Source organism: Pigmentiphaga humi (assembly GCF_900606115.1).
Classification (GTDB): Bacteria; Pseudomonadota; Gammaproteobacteria; order Burkholderiales; family Burkholderiaceae_B; genus Pigmentiphaga; species Pigmentiphaga humi.
Genome location: NZ_UWPJ01000012.1, coordinates 64,519 through 80,724, shown reverse-complemented (window position 1 = coordinate 80,724; position 16,206 = coordinate 64,519). Strand labels below are relative to the sequence as shown.

General features: G+C 67.7%; 14 protein-coding genes. 9 read left to right on the top strand and 5 right to left on the bottom strand.

Annotation, left to right across the window (positions count from 1 at the left end):
- Positions 1–308: 308 nt before the first annotated feature.
- The 4 genes from sucC to PIGHUM_RS06700 all read left to right on the top strand — a co-directional run bounded on the left by sucC (position 309) and on the right by PIGHUM_RS06700 (position 4,150).
- Positions 309–1,469 (top strand): ADP-forming succinate--CoA ligase subunit beta, encoded by a 1,161-nt coding sequence (gene sucC, locus PIGHUM_RS06715; RefSeq protein ID WP_124078624.1) that lies wholly within the window; start codon positions 309–311, stop codon positions 1,467–1,469.
- A 38-nt stretch (positions 1,470–1,507) separates the two neighbouring features.
- On the top strand, positions 1,508–2,389 hold the full coding sequence (gene sucD, locus PIGHUM_RS06710) for a succinate--CoA ligase subunit alpha (RefSeq protein ID WP_124078623.1): 882 nt from the start codon (positions 1,508–1,510) through the stop codon (positions 2,387–2,389).
- Between the two features lie 124 nt (positions 2,390–2,513).
- Entirely contained in the window at positions 2,514–3,218 is a 705-nt protein-coding gene (locus tag PIGHUM_RS06705; protein WP_124078622.1) for a TerC family protein, read from the top strand.
- A gap of 203 nt (positions 3,219–3,421) precedes the next feature.
- Positions 3,422–4,150 carry a TerC family protein gene (locus PIGHUM_RS06700; protein WP_124078621.1) on the top strand — a complete coding sequence of 243 codons (729 nt, stop codon included), beginning with the start codon at positions 3,422–3,424 and terminating at the stop codon, positions 4,148–4,150.
- Between the two features lie 221 nt (positions 4,151–4,371).
- Here PIGHUM_RS06700 and PIGHUM_RS06695 read toward each other — a convergent pair whose 3' ends face one another.
- The 4 genes from PIGHUM_RS06695 to ppc form a co-directional block, all read right to left on the bottom strand.
- Complete coding sequence (locus PIGHUM_RS06695; RefSeq protein ID WP_124078620.1) at positions 4,372–5,211, bottom strand: IclR family transcriptional regulator; 840 nt, start codon at positions 5,209–5,211, stop codon at positions 4,372–4,374.
- 71 nt (positions 5,212–5,282) lie between these two features.
- Positions 5,283–6,251: a Bug family tripartite tricarboxylate transporter substrate binding protein gene (locus tag PIGHUM_RS06690; protein WP_124078619.1), complete on the bottom strand. Its 969-nt coding sequence runs from the start codon at positions 6,249–6,251 to the stop codon at positions 5,283–5,285.
- A gap of 30 nt (positions 6,252–6,281) precedes the next feature.
- On the bottom strand, positions 6,282–7,421 hold the full coding sequence (locus tag PIGHUM_RS06685) for an FAD-dependent monooxygenase (protein WP_124078618.1): 1,140 nt from the start codon (positions 7,419–7,421) through the stop codon (positions 6,282–6,284).
- Between the two features lie 214 nt (positions 7,422–7,635).
- Positions 7,636–10,455 carry a phosphoenolpyruvate carboxylase gene (gene ppc, locus PIGHUM_RS06680; RefSeq protein WP_246012980.1) on the bottom strand — a complete coding sequence of 940 codons (2,820 nt, stop codon included), beginning with the start codon at positions 10,453–10,455 and terminating at the stop codon, positions 7,636–7,638.
- A gap of 183 nt (positions 10,456–10,638) precedes the next feature.
- Here ppc and hemC point away from each other — a divergent pair, with 183 nt between their 5' ends.
- From hemC to ppa, 5 genes are all read left to right on the top strand, one after another.
- On the top strand, positions 10,639–11,565 hold the full coding sequence (gene hemC, locus PIGHUM_RS06675; protein WP_124078616.1) for a hydroxymethylbilane synthase: 927 nt from the start codon (positions 10,639–10,641) through the stop codon (positions 11,563–11,565).
- Positions 11,566–11,571: 6 nt separating this feature from the next.
- Positions 11,572–12,396 carry a uroporphyrinogen-III synthase gene (locus PIGHUM_RS06670; protein ID WP_124078615.1) on the top strand — a complete coding sequence of 275 codons (825 nt, stop codon included), beginning with the start codon at positions 11,572–11,574 and terminating at the stop codon, positions 12,394–12,396.
- Positions 12,393–13,553: a uroporphyrinogen-III C-methyltransferase gene (locus tag PIGHUM_RS06665; protein WP_124078614.1), complete on the top strand. Its 1,161-nt coding sequence runs from the start codon at positions 12,393–12,395 to the stop codon at positions 13,551–13,553. Before PIGHUM_RS06670 ends, PIGHUM_RS06665 begins: the two co-directional genes overlap by 4 nt.
- Positions 13,554–13,556: 3 nt before the next feature.
- Complete coding sequence (locus PIGHUM_RS06660; RefSeq protein ID WP_124078613.1) at positions 13,557–14,852, top strand: heme biosynthesis HemY N-terminal domain-containing protein; 1,296 nt, start codon at positions 13,557–13,559, stop codon at positions 14,850–14,852.
- Between the two features lie 73 nt (positions 14,853–14,925).
- Positions 14,926–15,462 carry an inorganic diphosphatase gene (gene ppa, locus PIGHUM_RS06655; protein ID WP_124078612.1) on the top strand — a complete coding sequence of 179 codons (537 nt, stop codon included), beginning with the start codon at positions 14,926–14,928 and terminating at the stop codon, positions 15,460–15,462.
- A 123-nt stretch (positions 15,463–15,585) separates the two neighbouring features.
- Here the strand turns inward: ppa and PIGHUM_RS06650 are convergent, their stop codons facing one another.
- The gene (locus PIGHUM_RS06650; protein ID WP_124078611.1) at positions 15,586–16,185 is read right to left on the bottom strand and encodes a helix-turn-helix domain-containing protein; all 600 of its coding nucleotides are present in this window, start codon (positions 16,183–16,185) and stop codon (positions 15,586–15,588) included.
- Positions 16,186–16,206: the final 21 nt, after the last annotated feature.

The following is a 16,206-nucleotide window of genomic DNA, read 5'->3' as shown; positions in this document are numbered from 1 at the left end:
AAGCGCGTAAGGGGGGGTGCTATACTCTTCGGGTTTTATCGCCCGCCCATTGCATTTCCGGCCAATCCTGAAACCAGCCGGCATTCCCGTGCAATCGGGCACCCTTAGCGTATGTCCGTGACCGCCAACCGCCTCGCTATGCGAACGCCCGCGGCCCTGCTCCTATTGAGCACGGGTGCGTGGGCGTTTGTTTGCCCGGCCGCGGCGACGAAGGCGCTATCCCCATCCGTTTCCGGGCGCATGTTCGACCATCGCGCAGGACTTCTTCAACCGAACATTCAACGTCTACCCGACAGCGAAGGCTCCGCATGAAAATCCACGAGTATCAGGGCAAAGAGCTTCTGAAAAAATTTGGCGTCACCGTTCCGCGCGGCATCCCCGTGTTCTCGGTGGACGAAGCCGTCAAGGCGGCAGAACAACTGGGCGGCCCGGTGTGGGTCGTCAAGGCGCAGATCCACGCGGGCGGCCGCGGCAAGGGCGGCGGCGTCAAGCTGGGCCGCTCCATCGAGGAAGTGCGCACGCTGGCCGGCCAGATCCTGGGCATGCAACTGGTCACGCACCAGACCGGCCCGGAGGGCCAGAAGGTCCGCCGCCTGCTGATCGAAGAAGGCGCCGACATCAAGAAGGAACTCTACGTCGGCATCGTGACCGACCGCAACTCGCAGCGTGTCTGCGTGATGGCCTCGAGCGAAGGCGGCATGGAGATCGAAGAGGTCGCCCACGCCACGCCCGAGAAGATCCTGAAGGTGTTCGTCGATCCCGCCACCGGCCTGACCACCGCCGAAGCCTCCGAGCTGGCGCGCGGCATCGGCGTGCCGGAGGGCTCGGTGGCCGACGCCGCCGACCAGATCCAGAAGCTGTACACCTGCTACGTCGAGACCGACGCCGACCTGGCCGAGATCAACCCGCTGATCGTGACCGGCTCGGGCAAGATCATTGCCCTGGACGCCAAGTTCAACTTCGACTCCAACGCGCTGTTCCGCCATCCCGAAATCATGGCCTACCGCGACACCGACGAAGAAGATCCGGCTGAAATCGAAGCCAGCAAGTTCGGCCTGGCCTACATCCAGCTCGACGGCAACATCGGCTGCCTGGTCAACGGCGCCGGCCTGGCCATGGCCACCATGGACACCATCAAGCTGTTCGGCGGCGAGCCGGCCAACTTCCTGGACGTCGGCGGCGGCGCCACGGCCGAGAAGGTGACCGAAGCCTTCAAGATCATGCTGAAGAACCCCGGCCTGAAGGCCATCCTGGTCAACATCTTCGGCGGCATCATGCGCTGCGACGTCATCGCCGAAGGCGTGATCGCCGCGTGCAAGGCCGTCAGCCTGAGCGTGCCGCTGGTCGTGCGCATGAAGGGCACCAACGAGGAACTCGGCAAGAAGATGCTGGCCGATTCCGGCCTGCCCATCATCAGCGCCGATACCATGGCCGAAGCCGCCACCAAGGTCGTGGCCGCCGCCAAGTAAGCGCGCGAGCGCACAGCAAAGAATATTAAGGACTCGAAATGTCGATTCTGATCAATAAAGATACCAAGGTCGTCACGCAGGGGATCACCGGCAAGACCGGCCAGTTCCACACCCGCATGTGCCGCGAATACGCCAACGGCAAGAACTGCTTCGTGGCCGGCGTGAACCCCAAGAAGGCCGGCGAGGACTTCGAAGGCGTGCCCATCTACGCCAACGTTTCCGAAGCCAAGGCCGCCACCGGCGCCAACGTGTCGGTGATCTACGTGCCGCCCGCGGGCGCCGCCGCCGCGATCTGGGAAGCCGTCGAGGCCGACCTGGATCTGGCCATCTGCATTACCGAGGGCATCCCCGTCCGCGACATGCTGGAAGTCCGCAACCGCATGCGCGCCGAGAACAAGCGCACGCTGCTGCTCGGACCCAACTGCCCCGGCCTGATCACCCCCGACGAAATCAAGATCGGCATCATGCCCGGCCACATTCACCGCAAGGGCCGCATCGGCATCGTCAGCCGCTCGGGCACGCTTACCTACGAAGCCGTGGGCCAGGTCACGGAACTGGGCCTGGGCCAGTCGAGCGCAGTCGGCATCGGCGGCGATCCCATCAACGGCCTGAAGCACATCGACGTGCTGAAGATGTTCAATGACGATCCCGACACCGACGCCGTCATCATGATCGGCGAAATCGGCGGCCCGGACGAAGTGAACGCCGCGCAGTGGGCCAAGGACAACATGAAGAAACCGGTGGTCGGCTTCATCGCCGGCGTCACGGCTCCGGCCGGCAAGCGCATGGGCCACGCCGGCGCGCTGATCTCGGGCGGCGCCGACACGGCCGAGGCCAAGCTGGAGATCATGGAAGCTTGCGGCATCAAGACGACCAAGAACCCGTCCGAGATGGGCAAGCTCCTCAAGTCCGTTCTGTAAAAAAACCAACATACCCCTTCCCACCCAGAGCACAGCGGATCCGGCTCCGCCGGTCCGTAAGTAGAGCCCCCTGGGGGGCGCGCGTAAGCGCGTAGGGGGGGATCTACCTTTTTAGGAGAGACGCATGGAGTTTGGTTCGGCGGCCTTTGTTCTGGCCCTCATTCAAATCATCTGGGTGAACATCTTGTTGTCGGGGGACAACGCGGTGGTCATCGCCCTGGCGGCGCGTTCGCTGCCGGCGCATCAACAAAAGAAAGCAATCGTGATCGGCTCTGCGGCCGCCATCGTGATGCGTATCGTCTTGACGCTGGTTGCGGCTCAACTGCTGCAATTGCCCTGGCTGAAGCTCATCGGCTCGCTGCTGTTGCTGTACATCGGTGTTTCGCTGTTGTTGCCGGAAGGTGAGGACGAGGCTGGTTCGTCGACCAAGGACGGCCTGATGGCCGCCATCCGGACCATCCTGATCGCCGACCTGGTCATGAGCCTGGACAACGTGATCGCCGTGGCGGCCGCCGCCATGGGCAACACGGTCCTGCTGGTTCTGGGCCTGGCCATCAGCATCCCGCTGGTGATCTTCGGCAGCACGCTGCTGCTGAAGGTGATCGAGCGTTTCCCGCTGATCGTCTGGCTGGGCGCGGCGCTGCTGGGTTTCATCGCGGGCGAGCTGTTCGTCAACGATCCGGCCTTGCATACCGAAGCGATCGAGGCCTCGATGGGGATGACCCATCACGGCGCGGAAATCGCCGCGGGCATCGTCGGTGCCGTCGTCGTGCTGATCATCGGCAAAATCATGATCGCCAGGAAGACCACCGGCGATCAGGCGGCCTGACGCTCGGGTTGTCACTCTTGTTGTAGCGTGCCGGTCTGGCGTACGATGCCAGACCGGCTTTTCTCTTCCTGGACCAGGATTGCGGCATGCGGGTGCCGTCGGCCTGGGTAGGGAAGGGGCTTTATTGGCCAAAAAAATAAGGAAGGGCGAATCGTCGTTTCGGCGAAGTACGCCCGACCGGGTTTCGACTTAGGGAGTCACACGTGCTTGAGTTTTTCCAGACGCTCAGCTGGAGCGCAGTCCTGCAAATCATCATCATCGATATCCTGCTCGGCGGCGACAACGCTGTCGTGATCGCGCTCGCCTGCCGCAACCTGCCCGCCAAGCGGCGCATGCAGGGGATACTTTGGGGTACCGCCGGCGCCATCGTGCTGCGGGTCATCCTGATCGCTTTCGCGGTGACGATGCTGCAGATCCCGTTCCTCAAACTGGTCGGCGGCGCGCTGCTGTTCTGGATCGGCATCAAGCTGCTGGTGCCCGAGGACGAGGGCCATGACAACATCCGGGGCGGCGCCACGCTGCTCGCCGCGATCAAGACCATCATCATCGCCGACTTCGTCATGAGCCTGGACAACGTCATCGCCATCGCCGGCGCCGCGCAGCGCGCCGACGAAGCCCACCAGCTCGGCCTGGTGATCTTCGGCCTGCTGGTCAGCGTGCCCATCATCGTCTGGGGCAGCACGCTGGTGCTCAAGCTGATCGACCGCTTCCCGCTCGTGATCACCCTGGGCGGCGCGCTGCTGGGCTGGATCGCCGGCGGCATGTTCATCACCGATGTGGCCGTCCAGGAACACGTGATCCAGCCGAGCTCGCTGGCGGCCTACAATACCGAGATCACCTATGCCGCCGAAATCATCGGCGCGTTGGTCGTGGTCGCCGCCGGCACGCTGCTGGCGCGCCGCAAGAAGACGGAAGCCGTCAGCCAGGCCTGAGGCAGGTTGGCGCCGGGGCCGGCAGCCGCGAAAGGCGCCGGCCCCGCAATATTCATCGGCCCGCTTGCAGGCCGGCCCCTGACCGAGGATGGTATGAAGGTGTTCCAGAAAGGCATGACGCTGATGCGGATGTTGGTACTGATCGGCGCCATTGGCCTGGCGGTAGCGGTGGCGGCGCAGTACCTGCGCTGACTATCGCCCTATTGCCCCGAGCCGCCGGCTCAGGGCGTCCGGTGCCCCAGCGCCAGCGACAATTCCCGCGCCGCCCGCAACACGGCCGGGATGACGGTGCCCTGGACCACTTCGTCGGTGAAGGTGTAGGTCATCGCGGTCGCGTTCAGGCCGGCCGCAACGGCCCCTGACGCGTCGAATACGGGGGCTGCGATAGAACGCACGCCCCGGTGGAATTCCTCGTCGTTGTAGACGTAGCCCCGCTGCCGCGCGGTTTCCAGCAGCGTGCGGAACGCGTCCGGGTCCACTGTCGATTTTTCCGTCAAGGCCGGGATCGGCGCTTGTCCAAGCAGCCGGTCGATTTCATCCGGCTGCTGGTAGGCCAGCAGAATGCGGCCGATGGACGAGGCATGGGGCGCCATGCGCGAACCGACGTGGATGTCTATCGAGGTCGGCAGCGGGATGCGCGCCTGCGCCACGTAGACCAGTTCGCCGCGATCCAGCAGGGCCATGTGGACCGACGCCCCGACCTCGGTGCGCAGCCGGTCCAGCACGGGCTGCGCCAGCTCCACCAGCGGCAGCCGTTTCAGATAGGCGAAGCCCAGTTTCATGGCGTGGGCCGTCAGCCGGTAGCGCCTGCTCACGGTTTCCCGCTGAAGGAAGCCGAGCTTTTCCAGCGTGTGCACGAAACGGTGGGGCTTGCTGCGGCTCCAGCCCAGGCGCGCCGCCAGTTCGCTGAGCGTCAGCGAGGGCTGGTCGCAATCGAAGGCTTCCAGGACGGCGAGGCCTTGGGCCAGGGCGTCGACCCAGTAGGGATCTTTGGCGGGCGCGGCGGATGTCCCGGGGGAGCCGTCCGGTATGTCGAGCGCCGGCTTCTCGTTATCTGTCATGAGGCGGGGTGGAAAATAGGGCGGCGGGTCCGCTGCCGCCTATTCTATCTCCAGGAAGCGAACCCGTTTCCCTACAGCTTGCGCAGCCCGATGCGGTCGATCAGCCGTCCTTCCTTCTCCGTGGTCTCGGCGGCGAAGCGGGTGAATTGTTCGCTGCTCAGGTAGGCCGCATCCAGGTCGTACTGCTTGAGCGCGGCGCGGTAGTTGTCCATGTCCATGGACCGCTTGAACGCGTCGTGCAGGACGCGGACCACGCCGGGATCGGTGTCGCGCGGGGCCGCCAGCCCGAAGGGCGCGTTCTGCACGATGTCGTAGCCCAGCTCGCGCAGGGTCGGTGCGGCCGAGAATCGCGCGCTGCGCGTTTCGCCGCCGGTTGCCAGCAGGCGCAACTGGCCGGATTCGACGTGTTGTGCCCAACTGGGGCCGTCTGCCAGCGACATGATGTGCCCGCCCAGCAGCGCGGCCAGCGCCTCGGCCCCGCCCTTGAACGGGACGTGGTTGAATTTCACGCCTGCCTGGAAGGCCAGGTCTTCCATGGTCAGGTGGGGCGAGGACAGCGTACCCGGCGTGCCATAGCTCAGCTCGCCCGGGCGGGCCTTGGCGTAGGCGAGATAGTCGGCGAGCGTGCGTATCGGCGAGGAGGCAGGCACGACCAGGCCGAACGAATACGAAGCCAGGCCGATGATGTACTTCAGGTCTTTCAGGGGATCCCAGTTGGTCTTGACCAGGTAGGGCGCGCGGAACACCGACACCGCGACTTGCGCGATGGTATAGCCGTCCGGCGGCGTGCTTTGCATCAATTGGGCCGGAATGACCATGCCGGCGCCGGGCTTGTTTTCGACGACGACAGGCTGCTTGAGGATGCCTGCGGCGTTCTGCGCCAGCACGCGGAACGCGACGTCGGTGGCGCCGCCCGGGGCGAAGCCCACCAGCATCCGGATCGGACGCGAGGGGAAGCCGGACGGTTGGGCGTGGACCGGGGAAAGGACGCTGGCGCCTGCGCCAGCGGCTAGCGTGCCGAGGAAATGTCGTCTGTGCATGATGGGCTCTCCGGGAAAAGGGGGGACGGCTCAGGCGCCTGCCTGCTCCGGCAAAGGCTCGGTCCAGGCATCGAAGCCATAGACCCAGTCCGCATTCGTATCCGCCCGCAGCCAATCGTTCTGCAGCGAGCCGCGCTGGATGCGCGCGGTGCGCTCCAGGCGCGCGCGTTCGTAGCGCAGCAGGGCCCCGGGCATGTCGCCGCGCTGTCCGGCCAGGCAGCGGCTCAGCACCACGGCGTCTTCCAGGCCCATCGCGGCGCCCTGGGCCATGAAGGGCAGCATGGCGTGGCAGGCATCGCCCAGCAGCGTGATGCGGCCCTCGGTCCAGCGCGGCATGGGGTCGCGTATGTAGAGCGCGGTCTTCAGGACGACGTCGCACTGCGACAGGATCGCGCGGGCCTCCTCATGGAAGCCGGCATAGGCGCGCAGCAGTTCTTCCTTGCTGCCTTGCATGGACCAGGATTCCCGGGTCCATTCCTCTTCGGCGACGGTGGCGAACACGAACAGCTCGCGGCCGCGGTTGATCAGGAAGGTGAAGATCTGGCTGGAGGAGTCCGGCCCCCACCATTTGGTGGTGGGCGTGAGGTCGTAGCGGGCCAGCGGCGCCGTGGGCACGATGGCCCGGAATGCCACCTTGCCGGTGAAGCGCGGCGCCTCCGGACCGGCAAGGGCGGCGCGCACCACCGAATGGATGCCGTCGCAGCCGATGACGGCGCCGGCCGACACGCGCGTGCCGTCGGCCAGATCCACATAGGCGCGTGCCGCATCCTGCGCCACGCTCACGACTTTGCTGCCCAGATGCACCGAGTCCTGCGGCAGCGCCGTTTCCAGCGCGGTGAGCAGGTCGGCGCGGTGGACCGTCAACTGCGGCGCGCCGTAGCGGCGCCGGCCGTCGGCGTGCAGTTCCAGCCGCGAGGTTTCCGCGCCGGTGTCCCACATCCGGCTCACCCGGCAGGTCGGCTCGTAGGCGGTCTCGCGCAGGCCTTCTCCCACGCCCAGGCCGTCCAGCGCGCGCACGGCATTGGGCGTCAGATTGATCCCGGCGCCGACCCGGCCGAAACGGGCCGCCTGCTCGTAGATGCCGACCTTGCAGCCCTCCCGGTGCAGGGCGATCGCGGCGGCCATCCCGCCTATGCCTGCGCCGATGATGGCGATATCGACGTGTTCCATATTGCTCTCTTTGTTTTGTATTCAAAAAACTTTTTCGAATATAAAACTCAATGCAGGCGAGTGCAATAGGGAGAATGCCCGATCCTCGAACGGCGGGCGTGCGCACGCCGGACGCACGCGCCCCTCGCCCGGAGGAACAGCGCCGGCGCGAAAATAGGATGGGAGGGAAGGAAGAAGCGCGGCTCCCCGGCGGGAGCCGCATGCCGTGAGGCGCTCAGCCGCTGTTGCGCAGCCCGGCGGCGATGCCGTTGATGGTCAGGTGGATGCCGTTCTGCGTCCGTCCCTGGGGATCGGTCTTGCGCCCCCGGGCGCGATAGCGCCGCAGCAGTTCGATCTGCAAGTGGTTGAGCGGATCGATGTAAGCGATGCGGTCGCGGATGGAGCGCGCCAGCGACGGGTTGTCGGCCAGCAACTGGCGGTGTCCCGTGATCAGCTTGAGCGTGGCCAGGGTCAGCTTCAGCTCGTCGCCTATGGCTTGCAGAATACGCTTGCGCAGCGCCGCATCCGGCACCAGTTGGGCGTAGCGCGCCGCGATGACCAGGTCGGTCTTGGCCAGCACCATCTCCATATTGGAGAGCAGCGTGCGGAAGAAAGGCCAATGGCGCGCCATGTCCTGCAAATGGGCGATGCGGTCGCGCCGCTTGCCGTCGCCGCTGCGCAGATATTCGTCGATGGCCGATCCCATGCCGTACCAGCCCGGCAACAGCAGCCGGCACTGTCCCCACGAGAAGCCCCAGGGTATGGCGCGCAGGTCTTCGATGCGGCCGGTCGATTTGCGCGCCGCGGGGCGCGAGCCGATGTTGAGCTCGGCGATCTCGGCGATGGGGGTGGAAGCGAAGAAATAATCGGCAAAACCCGGCGTTTCGTAGACCAGTGCGCGATAGCTGCGCAGCGCGGTGGCCGATAGCCTGTCCATCGTGGCGCCGTAGCTCTCGAACAAGGCATCTTCGGCCGAGGCGCTGGCGGTGCTGTCGGCCAGGCTGGCTTCCAGCGTGGCGGCGGTCAGCAGTTCCAGGTGCCAGCGGCCGATCTCGGCATCCTTGTATTTGCTCTGGATGACTTCGCCCTGTTCGGTCAGGCGGATCTGGCCGGCCACGGTGCCGGGCGGCTGGGCCAGGATGGCATCGTAGCTCGAGCCGCCGCCGCGTCCCACGGTGCCGCCGCGGCCGTGGAACAGGCGCAGCCGGACCTTGCGGGCCTTGAAGACTTCCACCAGCGCGCGTTCGGCTTGGTAGAGCGACCAGTTCGAGGTCAGGAAGCCGCCGTCCTTGTTGCTGTCGGAGTAGCCCAGCATGACTTCCTGCACGCCGCGCTGGGCCTGGCGCACGCGCGTCCGGACCTCGGGCAGGTCGAGGAAGCGCGCCATGATGTCCGGGCCGTTGACCAGGTCGGGTATGGTTTCGAACAAGGGGACGACCATCAGGCCGTCGCCGTCGTCCGCGGCCCGGCCCGCCCCGCCCGGCGCGATCAAGCCGGTTTCCTGCTGCAGCACCAGCACTTCGAGCAGGTCGCTGACGGTTTCGGTATGGGAGACGATGGCATGCCGGACCGCCTGGGTTCCCAGGCGCTGGCGGGCCTGGGCGGCGGCCCGGAATATCGCCAGTTCGCGCGTGGTTTCCTCGCTGTAGCGCAGCCACGGCGAAAACAGCGGCCGCGGCTGGGCCAGTTCGCGGCGCAGCAGCGCGATGCGCGCTTCTTCGTCCAGCGCGTCGTAGCGCGGTTCCACCCCTGCCTGCGCGAACAGTTCGGCCAGCGTGCGTTCATGCACGTCCGAGCTCTGGCGCAGGTCTATCGTCGCCAGGTGGAAGCCGAATACTTCCACCCCCTGGCGCAGCGCGGCCAGGCGCAGGCGCGCCACCGGCGCGGCGTGATGGGTGTTGAGCGAGCCGGCAATGACGGCCAGGTCGGCGGCGAACTCCTCCGCGCTCGCGTAGGGCCGGGCCTGCGGCGCCTCGCGGCGGGAGAGGTTGCGCCCGGTAAGCGCCCGGGCCGAGGCGGCCAGGCGGGCATAGATGCCCACCAGGGCGCGCCGGTAGGGTTCGTCGCGCCGGTGGGCCGAGGCGTCGCCGCCCTGCTCGGCCAGTTCCGCCAAGGCGCCGGAGGCCGGCGTCAGCAACGCGCTCATCGACAGCTCGGCGCCCAGCGCGTGGGTCTCCTCCAGGTAGTATTCGAACACCGTGGCGCTCTGGCGCAGCAGCGCCAGTTCCAGGGTGTCCGCACTCACGTTCGGATTGCCGTCGCGATCGCCGCCTATCCAGCTGCCCATGCTCAGGAAGGGCTTGAGCGGCGCGGGGAAGGCCGCGAACGGATCGGCCGGTTCGCGTCCGAGCTGGCGGGCGAGGTGGCCGTAGAGCTGGGGAATCACGGCCAGGAAGGTGCTGCGGTAGTAGGACAGCGCGTTCTCGATCTCGTCGGCCACGGTCAGCCGCGAATTGCGCAGCATGCGGGTCTGCCACAGCGTGGCGATCCGGCCCAGCAGCGCCAGCGCGTGCTCCGCGGCTTCGTCGCTGGTGTGCGGCGTATCGCGCGCCTGCAGCAGTTGGGCGATTTCCTTGTGCACGTCGAGCGTGCTCTTGCGCTGGACTTCCGTGGGGTGGGCGGTCAGCACCGGCACGATCGAGGCTTCGTCCAGCAATTGCCGCATGCGGGCGTTGCCGATGCCCGCCGTGCGCAGGCGCGCCACGGCTTCCTGCAGGCTGCCGCGCGCCGGCGCGTCTTCCCGCAGTAACTGCGTGCGGCGGCGCCGGTTCTGGTCGCGGTCTTCGGCGATGTTGGCCAGGTGCAGGTAGTAGCTGAACGCGCGCACGACCGAGTTGGCCGCGTCGGGGGAGAGCTGCTTGAGGTTCTTCTCCAGCGCGCGGCCGTCGGTGGCGTTGCCGTCGCGGCGAAAGCGCACGGCGGTGCGGCGCACCGTCTCGATGGTGTCGAATACGCCCGTGCCTTCGCTGGCGCGGATCACGTCGCCGAGCAGCCGGCCCAGCAGGCGGATGTCGTTGCGCAGGGGAAGGTCGGGATCGATGGGCGGGGTCGTCATGGAACGTCTCGGTGTTGTTGTAGGCGTCTGCTTCGGACAGTGCTTGCGGCACTGCAGCAAGGATGCCATGAAAGCGGGCCGTTTACCGAATACTTCTATAATCCCCAGGGACGACGCGGGCCGCCAGGCCCGCCGCAAGCCGCCGCACAGCCGCGCGGCCGGCGCCGCAAGCAGGAATCCACATTGAAGAACGACCGTCTGATCATTGCCACCCGTGAAAGCCAACTGGCCCTGTGGCAGGCCGAACACGTCCAGGCCAGGCTGCGCGCGCTTTATCCCGGCCTGAGCGTGGAGTTGCTGGGCATGACCACCCGCGGCGACCGCATCCTCGACCGCACGCTGTCCAAGGTGGGCGGCAAGGGGCTGTTCGTCAAGGAACTGGAAGCCGCGCTGCTGGACGGCCGCGCCGATATCGCCGTGCATTCGCTCAAGGACGTGCCGGTCGACATGGCGCCCGAGTTCGCGCTGTCCACCGTGCTCGAACGCGACGACCCGCGCGATGCGCTGGTGTCCGCGCGCTACGCCTGTCTGGAAAGCATGCCGGCGGGCGCGGTGGTCGGAACCTCCAGCCTGCGCCGCGAAGCGCAGGTCCGCGCCCGCCATCCGCACCTGCAGGTCAAGCCGCTGCGCGGCAACGTGCAGACCCGCCTGGCCAAGCTGGACCGCGGCGAATACGACGCCATCGTGCTGGCCGCCGCCGGCCTGCGGCGGCTGGGGCTGGCCGGCCGCATCGCGGGGCTGCTCGAACCCGAGACCAGCCTGCCGGCCGCCGGCCAGGGGGCGCTGGGCATCGAGATCCGCGCCGATCGCGCCGACCTGCGCGCCGTGCTCGCGCCGCTGGCGCACGCCGCCACGACTGCCGAAGCCCTGGCCGAGCGCGCCGTGTCGCGCCGGCTGGGCGGCTCGTGCCAGGTGCCGCTGGCGGCCTACGCCCAGGCCGGCGAGGACGGCCGCCTGCGGCTGCGCGCACTGGTTGCCACGCCGGACGGCACCCGGGTCATACGCGCCGAGCGAGCCGGCCGGGCCGACGACGCCGAGGCCCTGGGCCTGGAAGCGGCCGAAGAATTGCTGCAGGCGGGTGCGCGCGACATCCTGGCGGCGCTGGGCTGACGCGCGATGTCCGCCGAGCCTGTCCCGATCGCCGTTCTCACGCGTCCGGCCGGCCAGAACGCCGGCCTGGCGCAAGCTTTGGCGGGGCGCGGCTGGCGGGCGCTGGAACTGCCGGCGCTGCGCCTGACGCCGGTGGCCGGCGTGCCGCCCGATCCGGCCGCCTACGGCCTGGCGGTCTTCGTCAGCGGCAATGCGGTGCGCATGTTCCTCGATCAGTGCCGCGCGGCCTGGGGGGGGCAATGGACATGGCCGGAGCAGGTGGCGGCCGCGGTGGTGGGGCCGGCCAGCGCCGCGGCCTTGCGCGCGCATCCCGCCTTCGGCAACCGGCCGCGCATCGTCCAGCCTGCCCCGAACAGCCCGCATTTCGATTCGGAATCGTTGTGGGACGTGCTGGCCGCCTCTCCCATGCCCGCCAGCGCGCTGATCGTGCGCGGCGGCAGCGGCGCGCAGGGAAAAGGGCGCGATTGGCTCGCCGGCCGGCTGCGCCAGGCCGGGGTGCCGCTGGACCTGCACCGCGCCTATCGCCGCGAGCCCCAGGCGTGGCCGGCCGACGCGCTGGAGGCCTTGCGCGAATTGGCGCGCCGGGGGCAGGGCGCGTCCTGGCTGCTGACCAGCGCCGAAGGCGTGGACGCCGTCGCGCAGCAGCTCGCGCGCGCCGGCCTGCTGCCGTGGTGGGCCGATTGTCGCCTCGTTGCAACCCATCCGCGCATCGCCCGGCATTTAATAACGGTGATGGAGCAGGCGCTGCCGGGCCGCGTCCATCCTCTCCTGTTACAAACTTGCGCGCCCACGGATGAGGCTGTCCTGGCCGCGATAGAATCGGTGTCATGACTGCATCCGAGAACGCATCTCCCGCTTCCGCGCAGGGTCCTGCGCCCACCGACACCCGCCCCGCAGCCGAGCGTGCCTCGAGCCGTCCCGCCAAGGCCCGGCAGACGCGATCCTTCCCGTGGCTGGGGACGGGGCTGGCCTTCGCGCTGATCGTGATCGTGGTGCTGGGCGCCGCGCTGTGGCGCCAGCAGCAATTGGTCGATGCCATCGGACGCGAGTCGGCGCGCCGTTTCAACGAGATCGATTCCTTCGCGCGCGATGCGCAGGCGCGCGCGCGCCAGGCCCTGTCGGTCTCGCAGGGCAATACCGACAGGCTGGCCGTGCTCGAAGCCAAGGTGCTGGAATCGCAGAGCCAGCAGGCCGCGCTCGAACAGCTCTACCAGGAGCTCTCGCGCGGCGAGGACGAATGGACGCTGATCGAGGTCGAGCAGGCGCTGGCGATCGCCGCTCAGCAACTGCAATTGGCCGGCAACGTGCAGAACTCGATCGCCGCGCTGCAGGTGGCCGATGCGCGCCTGGCGCGGGCGGACCGGCCCCAGTTCACGTCCGTGCGGCGTGCCATCGCGCAGGATCTCGAACGGCTGCGCAGCCTGCCTTCGGTCGACGTATCCGGGCTGGTGGTCAAGATCGACCAATTGATCGCATTACTCGACCGCGTGCCGCTGCTGGCCGGCGTCGAGCCGGCCAGCGCCGCCGCGGCAACCGCGCATGCGGCGCCTGCAGGCGCCGCGGCGGGCGACGAGGCCGCCGGCTCCTGGTGGCAGCGGGCGCTGGCGTGGTGGCGGCCGTTGCGCGACGGCTTCGTGCAGGACATGCGCGGCCTGGTGCGCGTGCAGCGCGTGGATCGGCCAGAGGCGCTGCTGGTGTCGCCCGAGCAGGGGGCCATGGTGCGCGAGAACCTCAAGCTGCGCCTGCTCAATGCGCGGCTGGCGCTGCTGTCGCGCCAGGAGCATGCCTGGCAGGCCGACCTGGACGCAGTGGGCCAGGCGCTGACGACTTATTTCGATGCCGAGGCGCCGGCCACCCGCAGCGCGTCAACGCTGCTCAAGCAGATCCGCGAGACCGACATCTCGATCCAGCTGCCCACGCTCAACGACAGCCTCGCGGCGGTGCGTTCGGTGCTGCCGCGCAATGCCGTTCCCGGCGCGCAGAGGTAAGGCATGCGCACCTGGTTCTGGACTCTCCTGTTGCTGTTGGCGGCCGTCGGCCTGGCGGTCGGCGTGCGTTACCACTCCGGCAATGTCGCCTTGCTGCTGCCTCCTTACCGGGTCGAGCTGTCGGCCAGCCTGGCGGCGCTGATCCTGGTCGTGCTGTTCGCCGCGGTGCACGTGGCGCTGCGCGCGATTTCCTGGACCCTGGACCTGCCGGTGCGGGTGCGCCGCTGGCGCGCCCGCCGCGCGCTGGCGCACCAGCAGGAACTGCTCGAGCGCGGCTGGATCAACCTGCTCGAAGGCCGCTACGCCAAGGCCGAGGCCGACATGAGCAAAGTGGCGGGCCAGACCGACGTGCCGTCGCGCCGTGTCCTGGCCCATCTTTCGGCCGCCCGCGCCGCCCACTCCATGCAGGAGTTCGAGCGCCGCGACGCGCTGCTGGCCCAGGCACGCGATGCCGCGGGGGCCGATGCCGCGCTCAAGCCCGCCGTGACCGTGGTCGAAGCCGACATGCTGCTCGACCAGCAGCGCCCGGAAGAAGCGCTGGCCCTGCTTGCGCAGCTGCACGAGAACGGCCCGCGCCATATGCATTCGCTGCGGCTGACGCTGCGTGCCCATCGCGACCTGGGACACTGGGGCGAAGTGCTCAAGCTGGCGCGTACGCTGACCAAGCGCAACGCGCTGCATCCCGCTGCCAGCAACCGCATGATCGCCGCCGCGGCGGCCGAACTGCTGCGTTCGGCCAGCGATGCGGCCACCCGCCGCGCGATCTGGAAAGACCTCAAGGAGGACGAGCGCGTGCTGCCCGAAGTGGCGCTGGCGGCGGCGGAAGTCTTCGAGGCCGACGGCGACGAGGCGCGCGTGCGCAAGGTACTGGAAGACGCGCTCGACATCCGGCTTTCGCCCCCGTTGCTGCATGCCTACGCCCGCAGCGGCGCCGCGCAGATCCAGCCGCGGCTGGAGAAGGCGGAAAGCTGGCTGCGCGACCATCCCGACGATCCCGACCTCCTGCAGGCGCTCGGCACGCTGTGCCTGTGCGGCCGCCTGTGGGGACCGGCCCAGCGCTATCTCGAGCGCAGCCTGGCGCGGCGCGACGATCCTCGCACCCATGCCTTGCTGGCCGGCGTGTACGACCGCACCGACCGCGCCGAGCAGGCCGTGCGCCATTGGCGCCTGGCCACGCAGAGCGTGGTCGGGCTGCCGGCGCTGCAAGGCGACGAGGCCGTCCTGTTCGGACCGGCGGCCGCGCACCCCCAGTTCGAAAGCGAGGAATCCGTCGCGCCCGACCGCGCGGCAGGCCTGTAATGGCATTTCCCACCCATCGTTCCGGCCGCCCTGCGGCCGGTCTTGTTTGTTCCCTCCAACTTTTCAGACAGTCATGAATCTCGATCGAGTCGGTCCCGGCAAGAAGGCGCCGGAAGAATTCAACGTCATCATAGAGATCCCGATGAACGCGGATCCCATCAAGTACGAAGTCGACAAGGAAACCGGCGCCTTGTTCGTCGATCGCTTCATGATGACGGCCATGCACTATCCCTGCAATTACGGCTACGTGCCGCAGACCCTGTCCGACGACGGCGATCCGGTCGACGTGCTGGTCATCACCCCCCATCCGGTGACCGTAGGCGCGGTCGTGCGCTGCCGCGCCATCGGCATCCTGAACATGGACGACGAAGCGGGCGGCGACGCCAAGCTGCTGGCCGTGCCGGTGGACAAGGTCCTGCCGATCTATCGCGACTGGAAAAAACCCGAAGACCTGCCGCCCGAGTACCTGCTGCGCATCCAGCACTTCTTCGAGCACTACAAGGACCTGGAAAAAGGCAAGTGGGTCAAGGTCAAGGGCTGGGACGGCCCCGAGGCGGCCTTCCAGGAGATCAGCGGCGGCATCGACCGCTACCAGAAAACGGCCGAGTAACGGGCGATCCATCCTATCGCCATCGCGCTGCCCGTCAGGATGGGCAGCGAACTCCCGGGCGCAGCGCATGCGCCCTTTTTATTTTGGTGCTCGGGGGCGCTGCTTGCAGGGCGGCTTCGGTTCTCAGAGGCGCTTGTCCGCCAGGTCCGTTATACAGGGGGCCGCGAAGCGGTAGCCGTAGCGGCGTATCGACTCCAACGGCAGGGCGATGCGCAATCTGGATGCTTTGTCGCGGAGCCGATTGACCAGGACGGCCAGGTTGCGCGCCTTGCGCGCCAGATCGGCGGGTTCCGAGGCTTGCCAATCTTCGTACGCCAGCGTCTGCTCCGGACGGCGCAACAATTCCTGCATGAAATGCCATTCCGACATCGTCAACGGCAGAAAGCGTTCTTGCGGGCTGATCAGCCGGCGCGGATGCGACGACAGTCTCCAGTCGGAAGGCCGGTGGCGCTCGATGGCAGCGAGGATGGCGGCCAATTGGGGCTGGGCGGCGGCCGGCGTTTGTCCGATGATGCTCAGCGCGGTCGGATCGCTCTCGCCGCGCGAGAGAATCGCATCCGATAGCACGATGGGGCGCTTGCCGGACTGGATCAGTGTCTGTAACTCTTTGCCATTGGCGCATATGTAGACCGTGAAACCGGCGCGCAGCAGGGCAATGGCAATTTGGCTATCCGTATCGTGGCTGTTCAGGACCAGGGCGATTTCCAACGGGTGGTCCGTCATCTACAGAAAATCCTGCTGAAA

Excerpts from the sequence above, each read along its gene's own strand:
- sucC (WP_124078624.1), top strand. The coding sequence starts at position 309 with ATGAAAATCCACGAGTATCAGGGCAAAGAGCTTCTGAAAAAATTTGGC.
- PIGHUM_RS06665 (WP_124078614.1), top strand. The coding sequence starts at position 12,393 with ATGACTGCATCCGAGAACGCATCTCCCGCTTCCGCGCAGGGTCCTGCG.
- PIGHUM_RS06670 (WP_124078615.1), top strand. The coding sequence starts at position 11,572 with ATGTCCGCCGAGCCTGTCCCGATCGCCGTTCTCACGCGTCCGGCCGGC.
- PIGHUM_RS06705 (WP_124078622.1), top strand. The coding sequence starts at position 2,514 with ATGGAGTTTGGTTCGGCGGCCTTTGTTCTGGCCCTCATTCAAATCATC.
- PIGHUM_RS06690 (WP_124078619.1), bottom strand. The coding sequence starts at position 6,251 with ATGCACAGACGACATTTCCTCGGCACGCTAGCCGCTGGCGCAGGCGCC.
- ppc (WP_246012980.1), bottom strand. The coding sequence starts at position 10,455 with ATGACGACCCCGCCCATCGATCCCGACCTTCCCCTGCGCAACGACATC.
- ppa (WP_124078612.1), top strand. The coding sequence starts at position 14,926 with ATGAATCTCGATCGAGTCGGTCCCGGCAAGAAGGCGCCGGAAGAATTC.
- PIGHUM_RS06650 (WP_124078611.1), bottom strand. The coding sequence starts at position 16,185 with ATGACGGACCACCCGTTGGAAATCGCCCTGGTCCTGAACAGCCACGAT.
- PIGHUM_RS06660 (WP_124078613.1), top strand. The coding sequence starts at position 13,557 with ATGCGCACCTGGTTCTGGACTCTCCTGTTGCTGTTGGCGGCCGTCGGC.
- PIGHUM_RS06685 (WP_124078618.1), bottom strand. The coding sequence starts at position 7,421 with ATGGAACACGTCGATATCGCCATCATCGGCGCAGGCATAGGCGGGATG.
- sucD (WP_124078623.1), top strand. The coding sequence starts at position 1,508 with ATGTCGATTCTGATCAATAAAGATACCAAGGTCGTCACGCAGGGGATC.
- PIGHUM_RS06695 (WP_124078620.1), bottom strand. The coding sequence starts at position 5,211 with ATGACAGATAACGAGAAGCCGGCGCTCGACATACCGGACGGCTCCCCC.